Origin of the sequence: Bacillus haynesii (genome assembly GCF_014042035.1) — a bacterium.
In the GTDB taxonomy this organism is placed as follows: Bacteria; Bacillota; Bacilli; order Bacillales; family Bacillaceae; genus Bacillus; species Bacillus haynesii.
This window is the reverse complement of the sequence record NZ_CP059494.1, coordinates 3,552,648-3,572,292: the sequence shown is the minus strand read 5'-3', so window position 1 is coordinate 3,572,292 and position 19,645 is coordinate 3,552,648. Positions and strand designations below refer to the sequence as shown.

Annotated in this window: 18 protein-coding genes; 12 read left to right on the top strand and 6 right to left on the bottom strand. The window is 48.3% G+C overall.

Going from position 1 to position 19,645, the window contains the following annotated elements; all coding sequences use genetic code 11:
* The first annotated feature begins 80 nt into the window (after positions 1-80).
* From H2R00_RS17650 to rbsB, 6 genes are read left to right on the top strand one after another with little or no spacing between them, the layout of a single operon-like run.
* Positions 81-1,061, top strand: a complete 981-nt coding sequence (locus H2R00_RS17650) for a LacI family DNA-binding transcriptional regulator (RefSeq protein WP_182069955.1) — start codon at positions 81-83, stop codon at positions 1,059-1,061.
* A 2-nt stretch (positions 1,062-1,063) separates the two neighbouring features.
* Positions 1,064-1,945, top strand: coding sequence for a ribokinase (gene rbsK / locus H2R00_RS17645; RefSeq protein ID WP_182069954.1), 882 nt, complete (start codon positions 1,064-1,066; stop codon positions 1,943-1,945).
* Positions 1,942-2,337, top strand: coding sequence for a D-ribose pyranase (rbsD, locus tag H2R00_RS17640; RefSeq protein WP_154999539.1), 396 nt, complete (start codon positions 1,942-1,944; stop codon positions 2,335-2,337). The genes rbsK and rbsD overlap by 4 nt, the downstream gene beginning before the upstream one ends.
* Positions 2,338-2,374: 37 nt before the next feature.
* Positions 2,375-3,856 (top strand): sugar ABC transporter ATP-binding protein, encoded by a 1,482-nt coding sequence (locus tag H2R00_RS17635; protein WP_154999538.1) that lies wholly within the window; start codon positions 2,375-2,377, stop codon positions 3,854-3,856.
* Position 3,857: 1 nt separating this feature from the next.
* Positions 3,858-4,820, top strand: coding sequence for a ribose ABC transporter permease RbsC (rbsC, locus tag H2R00_RS17630; protein WP_043926529.1), 963 nt, complete (start codon positions 3,858-3,860; stop codon positions 4,818-4,820).
* A gap of 14 nt (positions 4,821-4,834) precedes the next feature.
* Entirely contained in the window at positions 4,835-5,749 is a 915-nt protein-coding gene (gene rbsB / locus H2R00_RS17625; RefSeq protein WP_020453176.1) for a ribose ABC transporter substrate-binding protein RbsB, read from the top strand.
* A gap of 268 nt (positions 5,750-6,017) precedes the next feature.
* Here the strand turns inward: rbsB and budA are convergent, their stop codons facing one another.
* Both budA and alsS read right to left on the bottom strand, forming a co-directional pair.
* The gene (gene budA / locus H2R00_RS17620) at positions 6,018-6,779 is read right to left on the bottom strand and encodes an acetolactate decarboxylase (RefSeq protein WP_154999537.1); all 762 of its coding nucleotides are present in this window, start codon (positions 6,777-6,779) and stop codon (positions 6,018-6,020) included.
* A 52-nt stretch (positions 6,780-6,831) separates the two neighbouring features.
* Positions 6,832-8,550 (bottom strand): acetolactate synthase AlsS, encoded by a 1,719-nt coding sequence (gene alsS / locus H2R00_RS17615; protein ID WP_154999536.1) that lies wholly within the window; start codon positions 8,548-8,550, stop codon positions 6,832-6,834.
* Positions 8,551-8,710: 160 nt separating this feature from the next.
* On the opposite strand from alsS, the gene alsR reads away from it, so the two are divergent.
* Positions 8,711-9,589, top strand: coding sequence for an acetoin biosynthesis transcriptional regulator AlsR (gene alsR / locus H2R00_RS17610; protein WP_154999535.1), 879 nt, complete (start codon positions 8,711-8,713; stop codon positions 9,587-9,589).
* A gap of 86 nt (positions 9,590-9,675) precedes the next feature.
* On the opposite strand, the gene ggt is transcribed toward alsR, so the two are convergent.
* Positions 9,676-11,253: a gamma-glutamyltransferase gene (gene ggt / locus H2R00_RS17605; protein WP_182069953.1), complete on the bottom strand. Its 1,578-nt coding sequence runs from the start codon at positions 11,251-11,253 to the stop codon at positions 9,676-9,678.
* A gap of 253 nt (positions 11,254-11,506) precedes the next feature.
* Here ggt and chrS point away from each other — a divergent pair, with 253 nt between their 5' ends.
* From chrS to chrA, 3 genes are read left to right on the top strand one after another with little or no spacing between them, the layout of a single operon-like run.
* Complete coding sequence (gene chrS, locus H2R00_RS17600) at positions 11,507-11,965, top strand: chromate efflux transcriptional regulator ChrS (protein WP_202604308.1); 459 nt, start codon at positions 11,507-11,509, stop codon at positions 11,963-11,965.
* 21 nt (positions 11,966-11,986) lie between these two features.
* Entirely contained in the window at positions 11,987-12,571 is a 585-nt protein-coding gene (chrB, locus tag H2R00_RS17595) for a chromate efflux transporter ChrB (protein WP_154994673.1), read from the top strand.
* Positions 12,568-13,104, top strand: a complete 537-nt coding sequence (gene chrA, locus H2R00_RS17590) for a chromate efflux transporter ChrA (RefSeq protein WP_154994675.1) — start codon at positions 12,568-12,570, stop codon at positions 13,102-13,104. The genes chrB and chrA overlap by 4 nt, the downstream gene beginning before the upstream one ends.
* A 97-nt stretch (positions 13,105-13,201) precedes the next feature.
* Here the strand turns inward: chrA and H2R00_RS17585 are convergent, their stop codons facing one another.
* The 3 genes from H2R00_RS17585 to H2R00_RS17575 all read right to left on the bottom strand — a co-directional run bounded on the left by H2R00_RS17585 (position 13,202) and on the right by H2R00_RS17575 (position 15,070).
* On the bottom strand, positions 13,202-13,954 hold the full coding sequence (locus H2R00_RS17585) for a tyrosine-protein phosphatase (RefSeq protein WP_154994678.1): 753 nt from the start codon (positions 13,952-13,954) through the stop codon (positions 13,202-13,204).
* 26 nt (positions 13,955-13,980) lie between these two features.
* The gene (locus H2R00_RS17580) at positions 13,981-14,703 is read right to left on the bottom strand and encodes a YveK family protein (protein WP_154994680.1); all 723 of its coding nucleotides are present in this window, start codon (positions 14,701-14,703) and stop codon (positions 13,981-13,983) included.
* 223 nt (positions 14,704-14,926) lie between these two features.
* Positions 14,927-15,070 carry a YwzD family small protein gene (locus H2R00_RS17575; protein WP_003185866.1) on the bottom strand — a complete coding sequence of 48 codons (144 nt, stop codon included), beginning with the start codon at positions 15,068-15,070 and terminating at the stop codon, positions 14,927-14,929.
* A 215-nt stretch (positions 15,071-15,285) separates the two neighbouring features.
* Between H2R00_RS17575 and H2R00_RS17570 the strand changes: the two genes are divergently transcribed.
* Together H2R00_RS17570 and H2R00_RS17565 are read left to right on the top strand one after the other, a co-directional pair.
* Positions 15,286-16,884 (top strand): SWIM zinc finger family protein, encoded by a 1,599-nt coding sequence (locus H2R00_RS17570; protein WP_182069952.1) that lies wholly within the window; start codon positions 15,286-15,288, stop codon positions 16,882-16,884.
* On the top strand, positions 16,871-19,636 hold the full coding sequence (locus H2R00_RS17565) for a DEAD/DEAH box helicase (protein WP_182069951.1): 2,766 nt from the start codon (positions 16,871-16,873) through the stop codon (positions 19,634-19,636). The genes H2R00_RS17570 and H2R00_RS17565 overlap by 14 nt, the downstream gene beginning before the upstream one ends.
* Positions 19,637-19,645: the final 9 nt, after the last annotated feature.

The following is a 19,645-nucleotide window of genomic DNA, read 5'->3' as shown; positions in this document are numbered from 1 at the left end:
GTCTTTTTTTATTGTGATTTTAAATGGATCATGATAATCTTTATGTAAACGGTTACACAAATAGAGAGGAGAAGTCTTTTTTGGCTACGATTAAAGACGTCGCACTTGCCGCAAAAGTATCTGTCGCTACGGTTTCCCGGGTATTAAATGAGACCGGATACGTCCATGAAGACACGAGGACACGCGTGTTAAAAGCGATGGAAGAACTGAATTACTACCCGAATGAAGTAGCCAGGTCTCTCTATAAAAGGGAGTCCAGACTGATCGGACTGCTGCTGCCGGATATCACAAACCCGTTCTTTCCTCAGCTTGCCCGCGGTGTTGAAGATGAGATTCACCGCCTCGGCTTTCGGCTCATCTTCGGAAACAGCGATGAAAATCTGGAAAAAGAACTTGATTATCTGCAGACGTTTAAACAAAATCATGTGGTCGGAGTCATTTCAGCGACCAATTATCCGGATGCACCAAATTATCAGGACTTGTCCATGCCGATCGTCTTCCTTGACCGGACGGGTGAAAATGCACCAGCTGTATTCGCGGACAGCCGTGAAGGCGGCAGAATCGCAGCGGCTGAAATGGTCAGGAGGAACGCGAAAAAGATTACGCTGATTAAAGGACCGGCCAACCTTCAGACTGCTAGAGACCGTTTCAACGGAGCGCTGGAGATGCTAAGCGGGGCCGATATCGATTTTCATGTCATGAAAACCGAGACATTTTCATTTCCGGAGGCCCAAAAACGGGCAGCGGAGCTGTTTGCCACCTATCCGGAAACAGACGGCGTGATCGCAAGCAATGACATTGTGGCGACAGCCGTTTTGCATGAAGCCTTAAAACGGAAGATCAAAGTTCCCGACGAATTGCAGATTATCGGCTTTGATGACATTCCGCAAAGCGAATTGCTTTTCCCCTCTTTATCAACGATCAGGCAGCCCGCCTATGAAATGGGAAAAGAAGCGGCAAAACTGTTGCTGAGATTAATGAAAAATGAATATATTGAACAATCGGCAGTGCAGATGCCGGTTGCCTTTATTGAAAGACAAACGACAAGAAAGGCGGAATGACAATGAGTAAAATATGCGTGATTGGCAGTTCTTCGATGGATTTAGTCGTGACATCGCCCAAGCGGCCGGCCGCCGGAGAAACGGTGCTTGGCGAATCTTTTAAAACGGTTCCGGGCGGAAAGGGTGCCAACCAGGCGGTCGCGGCGGCCCGGCTTGGTGCAGAGGTCCATATGATCGGCTGCGTCGGCGATGACCATTACGGAAAAGCCATCCTCGACAATTTTCAAGCCAATGGTGTTTTGACAGACTATGTGGAACCGGTTACAGGTCAGGAAAGCGGCACCGCACATATCGTTCTCGCAGACGGCGACAACAGTATCATCGTCGTCAAAGGGGCAAATGACCATGTCACACCTGAATACGTTCAAAAGGCGCTGCCTGCAATTAAACAGGCTGATATCGTGATGATTCAGCAGGAAATTCCGGAAGAAACCGTCGATTATGCCAGCGGACTGTGCAGCTCGCTCGGCATTCCCCTCCTGCTGAATCCGGCACCAGCCCGTCCGATTCGCCCGGAAACGATCGAGAATGCGGCCTACATCACACCAAACGAGCATGAAGCTTCGGTACTGTTTCAGGGCATGTCCCGGGAGGAAGCGTTAAAGCGCTATCCGGAGAAGCTGTTCATCACAGAAGGGAAAAACGGGGTCCGCTATCACAATGGTCTGGAAGAAAGGGTCGTTCCTTCATTCCCCGTCAACGCGATTGATACGACGGGAGCCGGAGACACCTTCAATGCGGGATTGGCCGTTGCGCTTTCCGAAGGACAAAGCATCGAATCTGCCTTGCGCTTTGCAAACCGGGCGGCTTCCCTGTCGGTTCTGAAATTCGGCGCACAAGGCGGCATGCCAAAACGGAATGAAGTGGAGCGTGAACTGTCATGAAAAAACACGGGATTTTAAACAGCCATATCGCAAAATTGCTGGCCGATCTCGGGCATACCGATACCATCGTCATCGCGGACGCCGGTCTGCCCGTTCCTCCCGGCGTCCCTAAAATCGATCTCGCACTGACATTAGGTACGCCCGGATTTCAAGAGGTCACAAAGCTTATCGCCGATGAAATGGCCGTCGAAAAAGTGACGGCAGCCGAAGAAATAGAAAGCGTCAATCCCGAACAGGCCGCATTTTTAAAAGCGGAATTTTCAAACCGGAAAATTGACTATATCCCGCACGAAGCATTCAAAAAGGCGACGAGCCATGCAAAAGCGGTCATTCGCACAGGGGAAGCAACACCTTATGCAAATTGCATCTTGCACGCGGGAGTGATCTTTTAGATGTTTACATTCTACATCTGGAAAGAAGGGATAGCCCATGCATATTAAAATGAAGGACATTTTTAAAGCTTTTGGCCAAAACCAGGTGCTGTCCGGCGTTTCTTTCGAACTTCAGGAAGGTGAAGTTCACGCTTTAATGGGAGAAAACGGCGCCGGAAAGTCGACACTCATGAATCTGTTGACAGGACTTCACAGGCTGGACAGCGGAACGATCGAGATCGACGGAAAAGAAACGTATTTTTCAGATCCAAAGGAAGCCGAACAGAACGGCATCGCCTTTATTCATCAGGAGCTGAACATTTGGCCTGAAATGACCGTTTTGGAAAATCTATTTATCGGCAGAGAGCTTTCTTCCAAACTTGGATTTTTAAATAACAAGAAAATGAAAGCGCTAGCAAAAGAACAACTTGAAAGACTCGGAGTCTCGATTTCTCTTGAAAAAGAAGCCGGAGACTGTTCCGTCGGCCAACAGCAAATGATCGAAATCGCAAAAGCGCTCATGACAGACGCGAAAGTGATCATCATGGATGAACCGACGGCAGCGTTGACAGAAAGAGAAATTGAAAAACTGTTCGGCGTCATCAGATCATTAAAGAAAAACGGCGTCTCCATCGTCTATATATCCCACCGCATGGAAGAAATCTTCACGATTTGCGACCGGATCACGGTGATGCGCGACGGAAAAACGGTGGACACGAAACGGATTCCCGACACCGACTTTCATGAAGTGGTGAAAAAGATGGTCGGACGGGAGCTGACCGAACGCTATCCTGAAAGACAGCCAAATCCGGGACCCGTCGTCCTCGAAGTCAAGCATGCATCCAAAAAAGGAGTCTTCCAAAATATCAGCTTCACCGTCCGCTCTGGCGAAATCGTCGGGATTTCAGGACTGATGGGAGCCGGGCGCACCGAGCTGATGAGGGCGGTTTTCGGGCTCGATCCGCTTGACTCGGGAGACATTTTCATCGAAGGCAAAAAAGCGACGCTCAAAAAACCGAGCGATGCCGTTCAAAAGGGAATCGGCTTTATTACCGAGAACCGCAAGGATGAAGGACTTGTGCTCGACACGTCCATCAAGGAAAATATCGCCCTTCCGAATCTCGCCAGCTTTTCACCGAAAGGATGGATCGACAAAAAAAGCGAGCAGGAATTTGTCGACCTTCTGATCAAGCGGCTGACAATCAAAACGGAATCGCCGGAAACCCACGCGCGAAACCTTTCAGGAGGGAACCAGCAAAAAGTGGTTATCGCCAAATGGATCGGCATCGGTCCTAAAGTGCTGATTTTGGATGAGCCAACCCGAGGCGTCGATGTCGGCGCGAAAAGGGAGATTTATCAGCTGATGAACGAGCTGACAGACCGCGGCGTCGCGATCGTCATGGTCTCTTCAGAGCTCCCCGAGATTCTCGGGATGAGCGACCGCGTCCTTGTGATCCATGAAGGAACGCTAAGCGGTGAACTATCAAGAAATGATGCCACGCAAGAACGAATTATGACACTCGCTACAGGAGGGCGGTAACATGAAAACTCAACCGGCTGTGAGAAAAAGCCTTAATGTCGATTCTGTAATGCAAAAGCTCGGTCCGTTTCTCGGCCTGATCATTCTCGTCGTCATCGTATCATTATTAAATCCGAGCTTTTTAGAACCGTTAAATATTTTAAACTTGTTAAGACAAGTCGCTATTAATGCGCTGATCGCGTTTGGCATGACCTTTGTCATTTTGACCGGCGGCATCGACCTTTCCGTCGGAGCGATTTTGGCGCTGTCGAGCGCATTGATCGCCGGAATGATCGCCGGCGGCATCGATCCTGTTTTCGCCGTCATCATCGGCTGCCTGATCGGAGCCCTGCTCGGCTTGGTCAACGGGCTGTTAATCACGAAAGGTAAAATGGCCCCGTTCATCGCAACGCTTGCCACAATGACGATTTTCCGCGGATTGACGATGGTTTACACAGACGGAAATCCGATTACAGGGCTCGGCAATCACTACGGCTTCCAGCTTTTCGGGCGCGGCTACTTTTTAGGCATCCCCGTCCCTGCGATTACAATGGCGGCCGCCTTTATCATCCTCTGGGTGATTCTTCACAAAACGCCTTTCGGCCGCCGCACGTATGCAATCGGCGGAAATGAAAAAGCGGCCCTGATCTCGGGCATTAAAGTTCCGCGCGTCAAAATGATGATTTATTCTCTTGCCGGCCTATTATCCGCGTTGGCTGGAGCCATCTTGACGTCACGGCTTAACTCAGCCCAGCCGACGGCAGGCACTTCCTATGAACTCGACGCCATTGCCGCAGTCGTATTAGGCGGTACAAGCCTTGCCGGAGGAAGAGGACGAATTGCCGGCACACTCATCGGCGTCCTGATTATCGGAACGTTGAATAACGGCTTGAACCTGCTTGGCGTCTCTTCCTTTTTCCAAATGGTCGTCAAAGGTGTCGTCATTTTGATCGCAGTCCTGCTGGACCGCAAGAAATCCGCTTAAGGAGGGCTATACTGATGAAAAAAACATTAACGGTTTTCACCGCATTGGCGCTTCTGTTTCTGTCCGCCTGCTCGCTCGAGCCGCCGGAATGGGCAAAACCGAATAAAGAAAAAGGAACGGATATCAAAATCGGTTTATCTGTCTCAACTTTGAAAAATCCGTTTTTCGTTTCATTAAAGAACGGAGTTGTCAAAGAAGCCAAAAAACAAGGAATTGAAGTGATTGTCGTGGATGCACAGGACGATTCGGCAAAGCAGACGAATGATGTCGAAGATCTTCTTCAGCAAGGCGTTGACGCCTTATTGATCAATCCGGCGGACTCCTCCGCCATCTCAACGGCAGTCCAATCGGCCAATTCGCTTGGCATTCCGGTCGTCACTCTTGACCGCTCCGCTGAAAACGGAAAAGTAGAAACGCTCGTCGCGTCAGATAACGTAAAAGGCGGACAAATGGCAGCGGACTTTATCGTGCAGCAGCTCGGTAAAGGCGCAAAAGTGGCTGAGCTTGAAGGCGTCCCCGGTGCATCAGCAACAAGGGAACGGGGCTCAGGGTTTCATAAGACCGCTGATGACAAGCTGAATGTCATCGCAAAGCAAACAGCCGATTTTGACAGGACAAAAGGGTTGAACGTCATGGAGAACCTCCTTCAAGGAAACCCTGATATCCAGGCGGTTTTCGCCCATAATGACGAAATGGCGCTCGGCGCGATTGAAGCGATCAGAAGTTCAGGAAAAGAGATTCTTGTCGTCGGCTTCGACGGCAATGAAGATGCGGTTAAAGCGGTTCAGGCCGGAGACATGTCGGCCACGATCGCCCAGCAGCCCGAATTGATCGGCAAGCTCGCAGTACAAGCGGCCCGCGATATTTTGAACGGCAAAAAAGTTGAAAAAACGATACCCGCACCGCTCAAACTGGAAACGAAAAAGTAACGAAGAAATCAGACCTCTTCATATACGGAGGTCTGATTTTTTTTGACCATCTCCATAAAAGCCCTTGCCGCCCAACTCAAATAGCATGTTTCCGGATAAGCAAACACAAGCGTCCGGGACGGATCGGATTGCAAAGGAACATAGACGATCCTGTCAGACCCCTTTAGCAAAACGGCCCGTTGGATTCCGGTCCTCAGCATACGAGTCATTGGTTTAAGGAAGCTCAGCGAAAGCAAAAAAGCCCTCTTTTCAAAGAGGGCTTTTTCATTTACTCGGGATTGCCTTCGGCCGCTTCAATTCCGGCTGCAAGATCGTGTTTATTGAGATCCGCTTTAAAGAAATCTTGCGTATTCGGCAATCTGAGATTCATATTGAGTTTTTGAGAAATTTGCACCGTGCATTCTTCGATTTCATAATCGAAAACGTGTCCGCCGACATTGCGGTCTTCATCAATAAAGTGAAGATGAAAACCGGAAACTGCGATTCCGTTGGCATATTGCGGTGTCCAAAAGCCGACGATCGTCCCTTTAATATCATTAAAATCAAAGATCGGCTGCGATTTTACCGCATCAACCATCGGCACGTACGGTTTTTCCTGAAGTTCAACCGTTCTCGTTTTGACTTTCTTAAAGGTTCCGTCCATGCGGATCGCGTAAAACAGGTTTTCACTCGGCATGATCCGTTTCATTTCTTCTTCGAACGCCTCAAGCGGCATCCGCTGCTTGATTTCGTGATAGATATCCGGCCGGAAGAAAGCCAGCGAGCAAAACGGAGAACAATCGCTTCCTTGAACAGGATAGGCCTTTCCATCGGAACGGAGACGGTAAAACTCACCGTCAAAACCGATCAGCTCGCCGTCGAGCCGGTTGAACGTCCCAATCCCGAAGTCTCCGTGCTCCTTCGCTTCGGACATATAAAAATCCCCGTCGTAAATTCCGTCCAATAAAGATACCATCGTTGAGACCTGATAGACTTGATCGAGGTTCTTATCAACGGGCTGAATGATTTTTTGTTTGCTTGCACTTTTCATTTTCCTCTTTTCACTCCCTTGATTTTGTTCGTTGTGACTGGACATGCTGTGATCAAGATTGCTTAGAGGCTTCTTTTTTAAAATGTTCCTCAAAGTTTTTTGGAAAACGCTGATCGGCCAAATGAATGTTGTCACTGTAATCAACCGGAATATCAATGACAACCGGCCCCTCTGCATCAAGACCAGCTTTAAGCACCTCTGCCAATTCGTCAGGCGAATTGACCCTCAAACCTTTTGCTCCAAAGCTTTCAGCATATTTTACAATATCGATTCCGCCGAAGTCGACTCCTGACGTCCGCTTGTATTTCATCTCCTGCTGGAAAGCAACCATATCGTATGTGCTGTCATTCCAGACAATGTGAACAATCGGCGCTTTTAATCTGACCGCTGTCTCAAGCTCCATCGCGGAGAACAGGAAGCCCCCGTCCCCGGAAACAGACACGACTTTCTGTCCCGGATTGACTAGCGTTGCTGCAATCGCCCACGGCAAAGCCACGCCAAGCGTCTGCATGCCGTTGGAAATCAGCAGTCCATGCGGACGGTAGGTGCGGAAATATCTTGACATCCAAATCGCATGGGAGCCGATGTCGCATGTCACCGTTATGTCATCACTCAGCAAATCACGCAAATCGCGAACGATTTGCAGCGGATGAACAAGATCCGCTTTTGTTTCTTTAGGAGGCTCGCTTTGCTCCTCCAGCGCTTTCTTCAAATAATCAAGCACAGGTGCAAATGACTCATCGATAGAAACCGGCAAAGAATCATGTTCGATATGGTTTAACGTCTCTGCGATATCGCCGATCAATTCGATTTCAGGCTGATAGTCATGATCGATATCAGCTTGTATTTCGTCAAGATGAATCACGCTTCGCTCGCCTTTTCCATTCCAAAAGACCGGATCGTATTCAATCGGATCATAGCCGACCGTCAAAACGACATCTGCTTTTTCCAATAAAAGATCTCCGGGCTGATTGCGGAATAATCCGATCCGGCCGAAGTACTGATCTTCCAAATCGTGAGACAGCGTACCCGCTGCTTGGTATGTTTCAACAAACGGCAGCTTCACTTTCCTTAGCAGACGGCGAACAGCTTCAATCGCTTCAGGTCTTCCGCCTTTCATTCCGACAAGCACGACAGGAAGGTTCGCATTGTGAATTTTGGCGATGGCCGCGCTGATTTGTTCGTCCGGAGCCGCGCCCAGCTTCGGCGCCGGCATGGTTTTTACCGGCTTGGCAGTTGCCGGACCGGCCGTAACGTCTTGCGGAAAGCTGAGAAACGCTGCGCCAGCCTGTCCAGAAGCCGCCGCTCTAAATGCATTGGTTACAGCCTCAGGGATGTTGTTCGCATCTTCCACTTCTGCGCTATATTTCGTAATCGGCTGAAACAACGCCGCATTATCCATCGATTGATGAGTTTTTTTGAGACGATCCGCTCTTTTTACAGCACCCGCCAGGGCAACAACCGGATCTCCTTCTGTATTGGCTGTTACAAGACCGGTCGCTAAATTAGACGCTCCCGGACCTGAAGTCACCAGGCAAACACCGGGCTTTCCAGTCAATCGTCCGACTGCCGCCGCCATAAATGCTGCATTCTGCTCGTGACGGCAAACGATCAATTCAGGCCCCTTGTCTTTCAATACGTCAAACACCGCATCGATTTTTGCTCCCGGAATACCGAAAACATGAGTGACACCTTGCTGAATGAGACTATCCACCACAAGCTCTGCTCCTCTTACAGTAAGAGTTTCATTTTTAGCGGCTACATTATTCAAAGCCCTCACTCCTCCATTTTCATTCATTTACAATGAATTTTTAATAAAATTATTGTATTATTAAATATACATCTTGTGGAAATTGTTTTCCAATACTTCTTTGTCTTACAATTAATATGTAAAACGACTGAAATCGCATTCAGAAAGGAATGAGTGATTAATGGAGCTGCGCCATCTTCGTTATTTTATGGTTGTTGCCGAAGAACTGCATTTCGGAAAAGCAGCTCTTCGGCTGAACATGACTCAGCCTCCGCTCAGCCAGCAGATTAAACAACTAGAAAGTGAAATAGGCGTCACCTTGCTGAAGAGGTCAAAAAGAGCTGTCAGGCTGACGGCGGCAGGCGGGGTCTTTTTAAAACAAATCAAGGAAGGACTTTCCCAGATTGATCAGGCCGTCGACATGGCTCAGCGGACGGCCCGCGGGGAGCTGGGCAGACTCGTGATCGGCTTTGTCGGCTCCGCAACATACGAGATCATGCCTCCTATCATCAGGGAATACCGAAACCGGTTCCCGTCCGTGCAGATTGATCTTCGGGAGCTTTCAACCCCCAATCAGGTCGATGCACTGCTAAACGGACATATTGACATCGGGGTGCTGCACCCCCCGTTGGGAAACGACGAACTGAAGTCATACACGGTGAAGAAAAGCCACTGTGTCCTTGCACTTCCGAAACACCACCCGCTGACAGAAAAACCCCGGGTTTATTTGAAAGATCTTGAAGACGAATCACTGATTGTCATTGCCAAAGAAGCGTGGCCCTCTTTATACACGGAATTCAATTTCTTGTGTGAAAAAGCCGGGTTTATCCCCAACATCGCCCAGGAAGCTACAGAATACCAAATGGTGATCGGCCTCGTATCGGCCGGAATGGGAATCGCCGTCGTGCCTACGGCGGCTAAACGATTATTTAACCTTGATGTTGTATACAAAGAAATCGAAGACTTTCCCCTTCGCGCCGAATGGATTACCGCGCATCGAAAGGACAACCGCAATCCGGCGCTTAAGCATTTCATCGAAATCTCGGATCAACGCTCATAGCCGGATAGAAAAAACCCCGTGGACAAATCCTCCTTGTTCACGGGGTTTTTTCCTCGTATTGACGTTTGCGCGTTTTGAAAACGTAGTTAAATGCCGATTGCTGCCCCATCGCTTCTCGGATCGCTTCCCCCTCTCAGGAAACCTTGATCATCAATCTCAATGATACCGGCATGACCCATCACACCGTCAAAGTCGCCGACAACGGTTACATGATGCCCATGCTTTCGCAGTTTTGCGATCACTTCAGGCGTCACTCTGCTTTCTATTCTTACACCTTCCACCCGCTCTCCCCATGTTCTGCCCCATACCCATCTCGGTTCATGAACGGCTGTTTGAGGATCCATCCCGTAATCTATCATTCTCGTAATAAGAGCCGTCTGCGTCTGCGGCTGTCCTTCTCCCCCCTGCGTTCCGTAAAGGAATTTCGGCTTCCCGCCCCTGAACGCCATGGCGGGCATCAGCGTATGAAAAGTTCTTTTTCCCGGCTCCAGCGTATTGACATGGTCAGGATCAAGCGAGAAAAACGACCCTCTGTTCTCCAAAATGACGCCGGTATCTCCAACTGTCACCCCAGAGCCGAATTCGAAATACAAACTTTGAATAAACGAAACAGCATTCCCGTCTTCATCTACTGCTGCTGCATAAGCTGTATCGCTGCCGAGCGGCTGGCTCTCCACCTGAAGCGCCGGCAGTCCGATTTTTGCGGCCAGCTCCCGCGCATACCCTTTGTCCAGCAGTCGTCCAAGCGGTATTTGGGAGAATTCCGGGTCAGTCAATACTTTGTTGCAGTCGGAAAAGCTTAATTTCAATGCTTCGATGAGCAGATGATAATACTCGAAAGAACCGTGCTCGATCGTGCCAAAGTCGTAGTTTTCTAAAATATTCAATGTCATAAGACCGGTAAATCCTTGTGAATTCGGAGGCATTTGATAGATCGCATATTCTCTGTATGTGGATGAAAGCGGAGACACCCATTCCCCTTGATGCCGCTCGAAATCTTCAAGGGTCAAGATACCTCCGTTGTTTTGCAGATAGGCTGCTGAAGCTTGGGCAATTTCTCCTTTATAAAAGGCGTCTCTTCCTTTCTCAGCGATCATCGCCAAAGTGCGCGCGAGCTCTTTTTGCACAAAGCGCTCACCCGGAGAGGGCGGTTTTCCTCCCGGAAGATAAATATCTGCAGTTATCGGCATACCGGAAAGCCATTCAGCGTTTTTCACCGTGTTTTGACATTGATCAGGCGAGACCGGGAAACCCTTTTCTGCATACATGATCGCCGGCTTCAGCACCTCTCGAAGCGATAAACGGCCGTACGCAGCCAGTATTTCGGCCCAGCTGTCCACCATCCCCGGCACGGTAATCGCACTCCTTATGCCCCTGACCGGAATGGCATGCTCTCCTTTATACTGATCCCGGTCCGCTTTCCGCCCCGACCGCCCGCTGCCATTGTACCCTTTAATCTCACCACTGCCACTGTGATACATCAGCCAAAAGGCATCCCCTCCGAGTCCTGTCATATGCGGATAGACAACAGCAAGGCACGCGCTTACTGCAACAGCCGCGTCAAACGCGTTTCCTCCCTTCTCCATGATGCTGCTGCCTGCAAGCGAAGCGAGATAATGAGGACTGACAACCATTTGTTTCGAACCGATCTTCAGCTTCTCCATAGCTCCTTCCTTCCTTTCAAGCATCCATTTGTCTTTTGAAGTATAGTGGCCCGTTAAAAGAGGCGCTACTTTCAGGGAAGAAAAACTAACACCCTTTTTCAATAAGTATTAAAAAAACGTTAAAATGATTCATATCGAAACCCGTATTATGATACAATTTACAAAATGTTCATTTATAATGCGATTGACAAGCAATTTCGAATGATAATGACCAAACAGAAAGGAAGGGACATTTGTGAGCCTCGACTACCATATGCCAAATTTAATTCTTGATGAAACGGATAAAAAAATCCTTTCGATCTTGCATGAGGAAGGAAGAATCTCTTATACCGATTTGGGAAAGCGCGTGGGACTCTCAAGAGTTGCTGTACAGACGCGGATCAACAACTTGATTGAAGAAGGCATCATTGAAAAATTCACAGCCGTCATCAATCCAGTCAAGGTCGGGATTCACGTATCGGTGTTTTTCAACGTTGAAGTCGAACCCCAATATTTAGAGGCTGTTGCTGTTGCTTTGGAAAAGGAGCCTGCCGTGACAAGCCTCTATCATATGACAGGGCCGAGCAAGCTGCATATGCACGGCATTTTCGCAAATGATCAGGAGATGGAGGAATTTTTGACGAAGCGCCTGTATCCCCTGAAAGGCGTTGTGAGCGTCGACTGCCAGATGCTGATTAAACGATATAAGAGCCGAATGGGAATGAAGCTTTAACTGAATAGGAGGAAACGCAAAATGAAGCACCCTTACCGGGAACTGATCATCGCAATGACAAGAACGGGGATATTGGGATTTGGCGGCGGCCCGTCCGTTATCCCACTGATCCGTCATGAAGCCGTTTCTAAGTTCAAATGGATCGATGATGATGAATTCGGGGAAATTTTGGCGATTGCCAATGCGCTGCCCGGGCCGATCGCCACGAAAATGTCGGCATATTTAGGTCATAAAGTCAAAGGCGTTCCGGGTGCTGTCGTTGCCACAGCCGCCCATATCATGCCGACGTGCGCTGCGATGGCCGCCTTATTCGCAGCCGTTAATGTGCTCAGCCACTCAAAAATCGTAAGCAGCATGATCGGCGCTGTCACCCCTGTCATCGCCGTCATGCTCGGCATCATGGCTTACGAATTTGGGCAAAAAGCATTGAAAGGCTTCGGCTTGCTGACCGGCGTGCTTTTCTTTATTCTTGCGTTTTTGGGTCTTCAAGTGTTTTCCATCCACCCCGGCATCATTGTCATCCTGTTTTTAACGTATGGCGCGTTCCACTTTAAATTAAGAAAAAAAGCGGCCCGGGAAAAGGATAAAGGAGTGTCCGCTTCATGATCATCTTTTATTTGTTTTGGGCTTTCTTTATTGCAAACTTATTGGGCTACGGGGGCGGGCCGGCTTCAATTCCGCTTAATTTTGAAGAAGTTGTTCAGCATTTTCACTGGCTGTCAAAAGAGGAATTTTCAAACATGCTTGCGCTTGCAAACGCTCTGCCGGGCCCGATCGCCACAAAAATCGCCGCTTATGTCGGCTACAGCGTGCTCGGATGGCCCGGTGTCTTCATTGCTCTTGCCGCAACTGTACTGCCTTCGGCCATCGCGCTCGTTTTGCTGCTCAAGCTGATCGGCCGCTACCGCCAGTCGCCAATCGTCAAAGGAATGACCTTGTCGGTTCAGCCGGTTATCGCCATGATGATGCTTCTTTTGACGTGGGAAATCGGCGGTGATGCGATCAAGTCGATCGGCTTTGTTCAATCACTTGTCATCGCGCTAATCTCTTTGGTGGCCTTGACGAAGTTCCGCGTCCATCCAGCTTTCCTAATCGTGGCCGCCTTTGCTTACGGCGGGCTTGTCATTCCGCTGTTGTAGAGAGGGACGTCCGGCCGCTTTCTATCGGATGATATAAAAAATCAGCGCCGCATAACCGGCGCTGACATTTTGGCTGACGGGCTTTTGTGAATAGCTTTCACAGCAGGCCCATCAGCTTTTTCTTTTTGACGGGACGCGGTGTTTCTTTATGAATATCCCGGTTTTCCAGGAGCAGGCCCGCGTTTTCTGTAAACACGTTCAAAAAATCGCGGCCGTAATCGTTTTCTACTGCATCAAAAAAGAAAGATCGGGTCGTGAGGTTGTGGGCGTCTGATGCGATAAAGTGGACGAGGTTCGCTTCAAGAAAGCGGCGGGCGAGCCGTTTGACACTTCTGCCAAAGCGGCCGGCAAGACTTGAACATGTTAGCTGGACGCACGCGCCGTTTTTGACGAGGCGGTACAGCAGATCGGGATTCTCCATCAATTCAAGGTTCCGCTCGGGGTGTGCGATAATCGGAATGTAACCATTTAACTGGAGATCGAACAGCAGCTTTTCGGCATACCGCGGAACATGGTGGTAAGGAAGTTCAATCAGCAAATATTTTGTGCCGGCGAGACTGAGCAGTCTGCCGCGCTCAAGATCGCGCTTCAATTCGCCGTACAGGCGGATTTCCTGTCCGGGGGTAATGAGAACCGGGATGTTTTCCTTTTGCACCCTCGTCTTTAAATCCGAAACAGCTGCAAGAATGGCCTCTTTTTGATGTTCGTATACACCGTTTCGGTGGTGAGGTGTGGCGATAATCGTATGAATCCCTTGACGGGCAGCTTGTTTAGCCATTTCTATACTGTCATTCATACATGCTGCTCCATCATCAATGTCCGCAAGAATGTGGCAATGAATATCGATCATAGGCGACCTCCCCGTGTTTTCCCGTTTTAGAACGTATGATCTTTGCCGACAAAGCTTTCCAGCTTCGGGGCCTGTCCTTTTTTCGGTCTCACATACAGAATATTTCCCAACACGTGAACGTTCAGCTCTTTTTCGATGTCTTCTTCATTTCGAACGGTATTTTTCAAAAGCTCGAGCAAAAATGCAAGCCCTGCACTAAACAGCAGGCCGAATCCTGTAAAAACAGCGATGTTGAACTTCTTGTTCGGGCTGACGGGAACAGGCGTATGATCGGGATTGGCTTTCGCAACAAGGCTGACTTCAGTATTTTCACCCATAATGCCGTCAATGTCCCTTTGGAATACGGCAACGACTGTGTTCGCGATGTCCGCCGCCTTGGAATAATCCTTGTCAGTCGCGGAGATACTGACAATCTGTGATTCATTTTCGCTGATAACTGTGATTTTTTGCTTCAAGTCTTCAGCGGTTTCCGGAAGGTTAAGTTCGTCTTTAACCTTGTTTAAGATAATCGGGCTTTTCATAATGACGTTGTACGTGTTGATAAGTTCAAGGTTGGTCTGAATGTCGGTGAAGTTCGATGTTTGACGGCCGTTGATGAGGATTTGGGCGGATGCCTGATAGACGGGTGTGAGCCAATAAAAGTTGACGGCAGCGCTGGACAGAGCGGCCGCAATGGTGATCAGTGCGATCAGAACGAATCTTTTTTTCAAAATGATGAACACATCTTTAAAGCCGATATGATCTCTCATAAAAACCTCCCTTTAATTCGCGTATTTATTTAAATTTTCAGCAAATTAAACACCTACCCTTGATTATACATGGTTATTTCGTTTCCGAAAGAAATGAATCCTGACAAATAACGGGAGATACCGGGGAAACCGCGTCTTTATATGGTATTAAATATCGACTTTTGCAGGACCTGCGCACATTTTGCTGAACGAAAAAGTGTGCAAACCGCAGTTTGCACACCTTTTACGTCGTATATCCATTTTTGATATGAAGAATGAGATCTTCAAGAAGTTCTTTCGTCGTTATGTCTTTTGATTTTTCACCAACGTCATACGCATGCATAAGAATTCTCAAAAATTCTTCCTGATTCAATTCCTTGTCATCCATATCCTTTTCCTTTCAGCTTCCATAAATTAAAACATTTCTGATTATATTTCAAATTATATGATGTAAAGAATCGATTTGCCATAGTCTATTACATTATTCGACACCCGTCCGTTTTTATGTCCTTTTCCAGAGAAAATCTTTTTTGGACGGATTGATTAAGCTATAATAGAGAGATTGGAAACTTTTTAAAAGCCATTCGGTTAGGAGCGATAGACATGCTTCAAGACATGATCTCAAAAACGGTTGTCATGGATGCAGCTGAACAGTTTAAGCATGTACTGCCGTGCACAGAAGAAAACATTCAGCTCATGAAAAAAGCCCTTATTTTATACAGACAGGATTCCGTCTATCGGGTCAAGCCGATGAGCGGGCATACGGTCAACGCTTACGTCCAGGACGTGGTCCCGGTAAAGGTCTTCATCGACCTCTCCGACGTTAAAAAAAGCAGCTGTTCCTGCCCTGCTCAAAACATCTGCCGGCATGTGCTTGCCGTTTACTTATATCTATATGCACAATATGATCGATTGGGAACGTTTACGGAGTTTTGGAAAGAAGCGCAAAAACACCGCGAAAACCGGGAGATTCTCGGACAGCTTCAGCGCGGAATGAAGCCCCGCAGCCACACGCTCGATCAATGGACCTCGTTTTTCAAAACGGAATTCAGACGATGGGAGGAGCAAACGCCCAAAAACCAGCAAACGATGCAATACCTTTACTACGGGTATTTTTCAGCTTTAAAAAAGCGGACGCCTGCGGAGCCGGAGCTGAAAAAAATGTATCAAATACACGCGGCTCTCGCGACATGGCTAGCCATGCATTCGCTCGTCGAGAAAGGGCGCATAGATCCGGAAAAGGATTTTTACACGCTGAATCCTTATATCGAACAGCTGATGGATACGATCTACAGCTCGATCGATGAACTGAAAACATATGCGCTATCGTTCTCCCTTGACCCGTTTTTAGAAAAAACCCCCGGCGTGATTCGGGAACTGCTGCTCAAGAAAGACATTTTCCAGTATGAAAGGCTGCGGATTTTCGGGGAAATCTGGAGTGCGCTTCTGTCCCGGCCAAACTGGCTGAAGCAGGAGCTCGATGTGCTCAACGATAGGGAGCCGTCCCCTGAAATACAATTCGGCAGGCTGCATCTTGAATTTCTGCTGAAAAACGACGATGTAATTCTCGATCAGGCCGGATCGTTTTCACCGGAGATCCTTCCTTATACGTTTCAATGGCTCAGTGTCATGACCGCCAAAAAAGACTGGAAGCGCTTGAAAAAATGGTATGAATACCTTGAGCAGCTTGCAGCCGGCTTCTGCAGACTGGATAAGCCGTACCGGGAAATACGCGATGTATTAAGCGAATTCTTCCTGTTTCTGAGCGATTACAGCAAAAACGCAAAAGAAGAGCATGTATATGAACGGTATTGCAAAAAGTGTCTTCCTTATACGTTTACTGAATACAGCCATTTTTTATATAACAAAAACCGCTTTACGGAGTGGATGGAGATCCACAGCCTTGTCGGTTTTTCAATCTCTGAGATCGGGCAGAACGCCTTGAAAGATATTGCAGCAGCGGCTCCTGAAGCATTGATTCCTTCCTATCACAGAGAAATTTCCGGGCTGGTTGAACAAAAAAACCGCTCAAGCTACAAAGAAGCCGTCAAACAATTAAAAAAGCTGCGCACCCTTTATAAAAAATCGAAAAAACAGGATGTCTGGAACCGGTTTATGGAGCAGTTTTCAGCCCGCTATAAACGGCTGAGAGCCTTCCAGGAGGAGCTTAAGAAAGGAAAGTTGATCGATGGCGAGTCTTAAGGAAATCGTGATACATGTCGAACAATCAGAAGACTATACATTCATTTTATCTTGTCATGACGGGGATCATCAGTTTCTCGCGCGGAATGAAATGGAAAGGCATTTGTTTCAGTGGCACGAATCGTCTTTTTACGGAACGTTTCTCGAAGATGCCGATTTAGATACTCCGGCGGTTCTGCTGTCCCCGTGGATGGCGGTCGAATTTCTCGGCAAAAACTCATTTAATTCTTACAGCGACATCATCCTCACCGAGGAAACTGAACCTTTGATGAAAACGGCTTCCACCATTTATGAGTTTATCGCAGATGAAGACTTTCTTCCCGACTATGAAGCATGGAAGCAAGAGGTGCTGCGCTGGAAAGATAAAGAAGGGATTTTGGAAGGCTATACAGCTGAATGGTTTTCACACGCTGTCGAAGACTACATCAACTACAATGACGAGTTAAAAGCAAAATGGGAATCGATTGTCGCACATTCTCCCGCCGTCACTACATTTCAGGGACACTTTCTCGATGAAGACGATTTTCTTGAAACGATCGGCTGGCATGAAAACCCTGTGCCGTTTACTGTCGGACTCCGCTTAAATGAACCTGACTTTGACGGAGACGATTGGAAAATCGAACTGTTTTTGCGCGACAAAAAAAGCGGCGCCATTCAGTTCTTTGAAGGCTTGAACAGGCTGAAAAAATCTTGGCAGACATACGCTGATAAAATCGCCCGTGAACAAGACAGATTCCGCCAAATCGTGCCCTGGCTGACGATCGAATCGGGGACGATGCTTTTAACGGAAGAAGAAGCATGGATCTTCCTATCAGAAGCAAGCGAAACACTTGTCAGCATGGGAATTGAAATTCTGCTGCCGTCATGGTGGCAAATCGTGAGAGACAGCAATATGCTGTTGAAAGCGAAAGTGTCATCGGCTCCCCGCGGCGAGTCTTTTGTCGGAATGAATGCATTGATGGACTTCAACTGGCGTTTTGCTACTAATGGAATCGAACTCACAGAGGAAGAATTCGAGCAGCTTGTCGCCAATAAAAGACGGCTTGTCAACATACGCGGACAGTGGATCAAAATCGATCCGAATTTTATCAAACAAATGAAAAAGCTGATGGAGCGAGCAGAAACAGAGGGGCTTCATATGTCTGACATCCTGGCGCGCGAGCTGACGGAGCGGAGCGAAACCCGCGAGGATGATGATCTGTTCGATGCTTCCGCATTCAGCGATGTGCGGTTTGAACTGTCCTATCAGCTGAAAAACATGATCAGAAAGCTGAGCCAGCGCGATGATCTCCCGTCATACCCGGTCAGCAAATATTTTCACGGAACGCTCAGAGCTTATCAGGAAGACGGTTTGAACTGGCTGATTTTTCTCAGAAACTGCGGCTTCGGGGCCTGCCTGGCAGATGATATGGGGCTCGGAAAGACCATTCAGATGATCGCCTATTTCGCCTATTTAAAAGAACAGGGGCAACAAACGCCGTCTCTCATCATTGCACCGACTTCCGTCCTCGGGAACTGGCAGCGCGAGCTTGAGACCTTCGCGCCCGGCCTGACGGCAGCGCTCCATTACGGGCCAAAACGCCCTAAAGGTGAAGCGTTTCAGGAATCTTACAAAGATGCCGATATCGTCTTGACGTCATACGGCCTCGCCCAATCCGACTTTGACGATCTCAGCAGCGTCGCCTGGAACTGCATCTGCCTTGACGAAGCCCAAAACATAAAAAATGCGCACACGAAGCAATCCCGTTCAATCAGAAAACTGAAAGGCCTGCATCATATCGCGCTCAGCGGGACTCCGATGGAAAACCGCCTGACGGAGCTGTGGTCGATCTACGATTTCATGAACAAAGGCTATCTCGGAAGCCTCGGCAGCTTCCATAAGCGTTTTGTCCTGCCGATTGAAAAAGACCGCGACGAAAAACGGATCGAACAGCTCCAGCAGCTGATCAAACCATTTTTATTAAGACGGACAAAGCAGGACAAGGAAGTCGCGCTCAACCTGCCTGAAAAACAGGAAGAAAAAGAGTTCATCCCGCTCTCCGCAGAACAGGCTTCACTATATGAACAGCTTGTCAAAGATACGTTTGAACATATGTCAAGCCTTGCCGGAATGCAGCGCAAAGCTCTCATCTTAAGCATGCTCGGCAAGCTCAAACAAATCTGCGGCCACCCTGCCCTTTACTTAAAAGAGACCGGGAGCGAGCTCCTTAACGGAAGGTCAGTCAAGCTCGAAAAACTGCTGGAGCTGACGAAGACGATTCGCGAAAGCGATGAAAGCTGCCTGATTTTCACCCAATATCTCGGGATGGGAGATATGATGAAGCGCCTGCTCGAGAAGTCATTCGGCGAACCGGTCAAGTTTCTGAACGGCAGTTTATCCAAGCTTGAACGGGACAAAATGGTGGAGCAGTTTCAGAACAAGGAATTTCCGATTCTGATCTTATCATTAAAAGCCGGGGGCACAGGCCTCAATTTGACGGCCGCCAATCACGTCATCCATTATGACAGATGGTGGAATCCCGCGGTTGAAAATCAGGCGACAGACCGCGCCTACAGAATTGGACAGAAACGGTTCGTCCACGTTCATAAACTGATCACCACCGGCACAATTGAAGAAAAAATCGACCAAATGCTCGAATCGAAGCAATCGCTCAACGATCAAATCATCCAAAGCGAAAATTGGATCACCGAGCTTTCTGAGCATGAACTCGAGGAGTTATTTACCCTGAACGCTTCGGCTATTACGGGTTAAATAAAACAG

Bases quoted from the DNA above. Each gene is read 5' to 3' on its own strand.
- rbsK (WP_182069954.1), top strand. From the start codon at position 1,064: ATGAGTAAAATATGCGTGATTGGCAGTTCTTCGATGGATTTAGTCGTG.
- rbsD (WP_154999539.1), top strand. From the start codon at position 1,942: ATGAAAAAACACGGGATTTTAAACAGCCATATCGCAAAATTGCTGGCC.
- H2R00_RS17635 (WP_154999538.1), top strand. From the start codon at position 2,375: ATGCATATTAAAATGAAGGACATTTTTAAAGCTTTTGGCCAAAACCAG.
- rbsC (WP_043926529.1), top strand. From the start codon at position 3,858: ATGAAAACTCAACCGGCTGTGAGAAAAAGCCTTAATGTCGATTCTGTA.
- rbsB (WP_020453176.1), top strand. From the start codon at position 4,835: ATGAAAAAAACATTAACGGTTTTCACCGCATTGGCGCTTCTGTTTCTG.
- budA (WP_154999537.1), bottom strand. From the start codon at position 6,779: ATGAAAAGTGCAAGCAAACAAAAAATCATTCAGCCCGTTGATAAGAAC.
- alsR (WP_154999535.1), top strand. From the start codon at position 8,711: ATGGAGCTGCGCCATCTTCGTTATTTTATGGTTGTTGCCGAAGAACTG.
- ggt (WP_182069953.1), bottom strand. From the start codon at position 11,253: ATGGAGAAGCTGAAGATCGGTTCGAAACAAATGGTTGTCAGTCCTCAT.
- chrS (WP_202604308.1), top strand. From the start codon at position 11,507: ATGCCAAATTTAATTCTTGATGAAACGGATAAAAAAATCCTTTCGATC.
- chrB (WP_154994673.1), top strand. From the start codon at position 11,987: ATGAAGCACCCTTACCGGGAACTGATCATCGCAATGACAAGAACGGGG.
- chrA (WP_154994675.1), top strand. From the start codon at position 12,568: ATGATCATCTTTTATTTGTTTTGGGCTTTCTTTATTGCAAACTTATTG.
- H2R00_RS17585 (WP_154994678.1), bottom strand. From the start codon at position 13,954: ATGATCGATATTCATTGCCACATTCTTGCGGACATTGATGATGGAGCA.
- H2R00_RS17580 (WP_154994680.1), bottom strand. From the start codon at position 14,703: ATGAGAGATCATATCGGCTTTAAAGATGTGTTCATCATTTTGAAAAAA.
- H2R00_RS17575 (WP_003185866.1), bottom strand. From the start codon at position 15,070: ATGGATGACAAGGAATTGAATCAGGAAGAATTTTTGAGAATTCTTATG.
- H2R00_RS17570 (WP_182069952.1), top strand. From the start codon at position 15,286: ATGCTTCAAGACATGATCTCAAAAACGGTTGTCATGGATGCAGCTGAA.
- H2R00_RS17565 (WP_182069951.1), top strand. From the start codon at position 16,871: ATGGCGAGTCTTAAGGAAATCGTGATACATGTCGAACAATCAGAAGAC.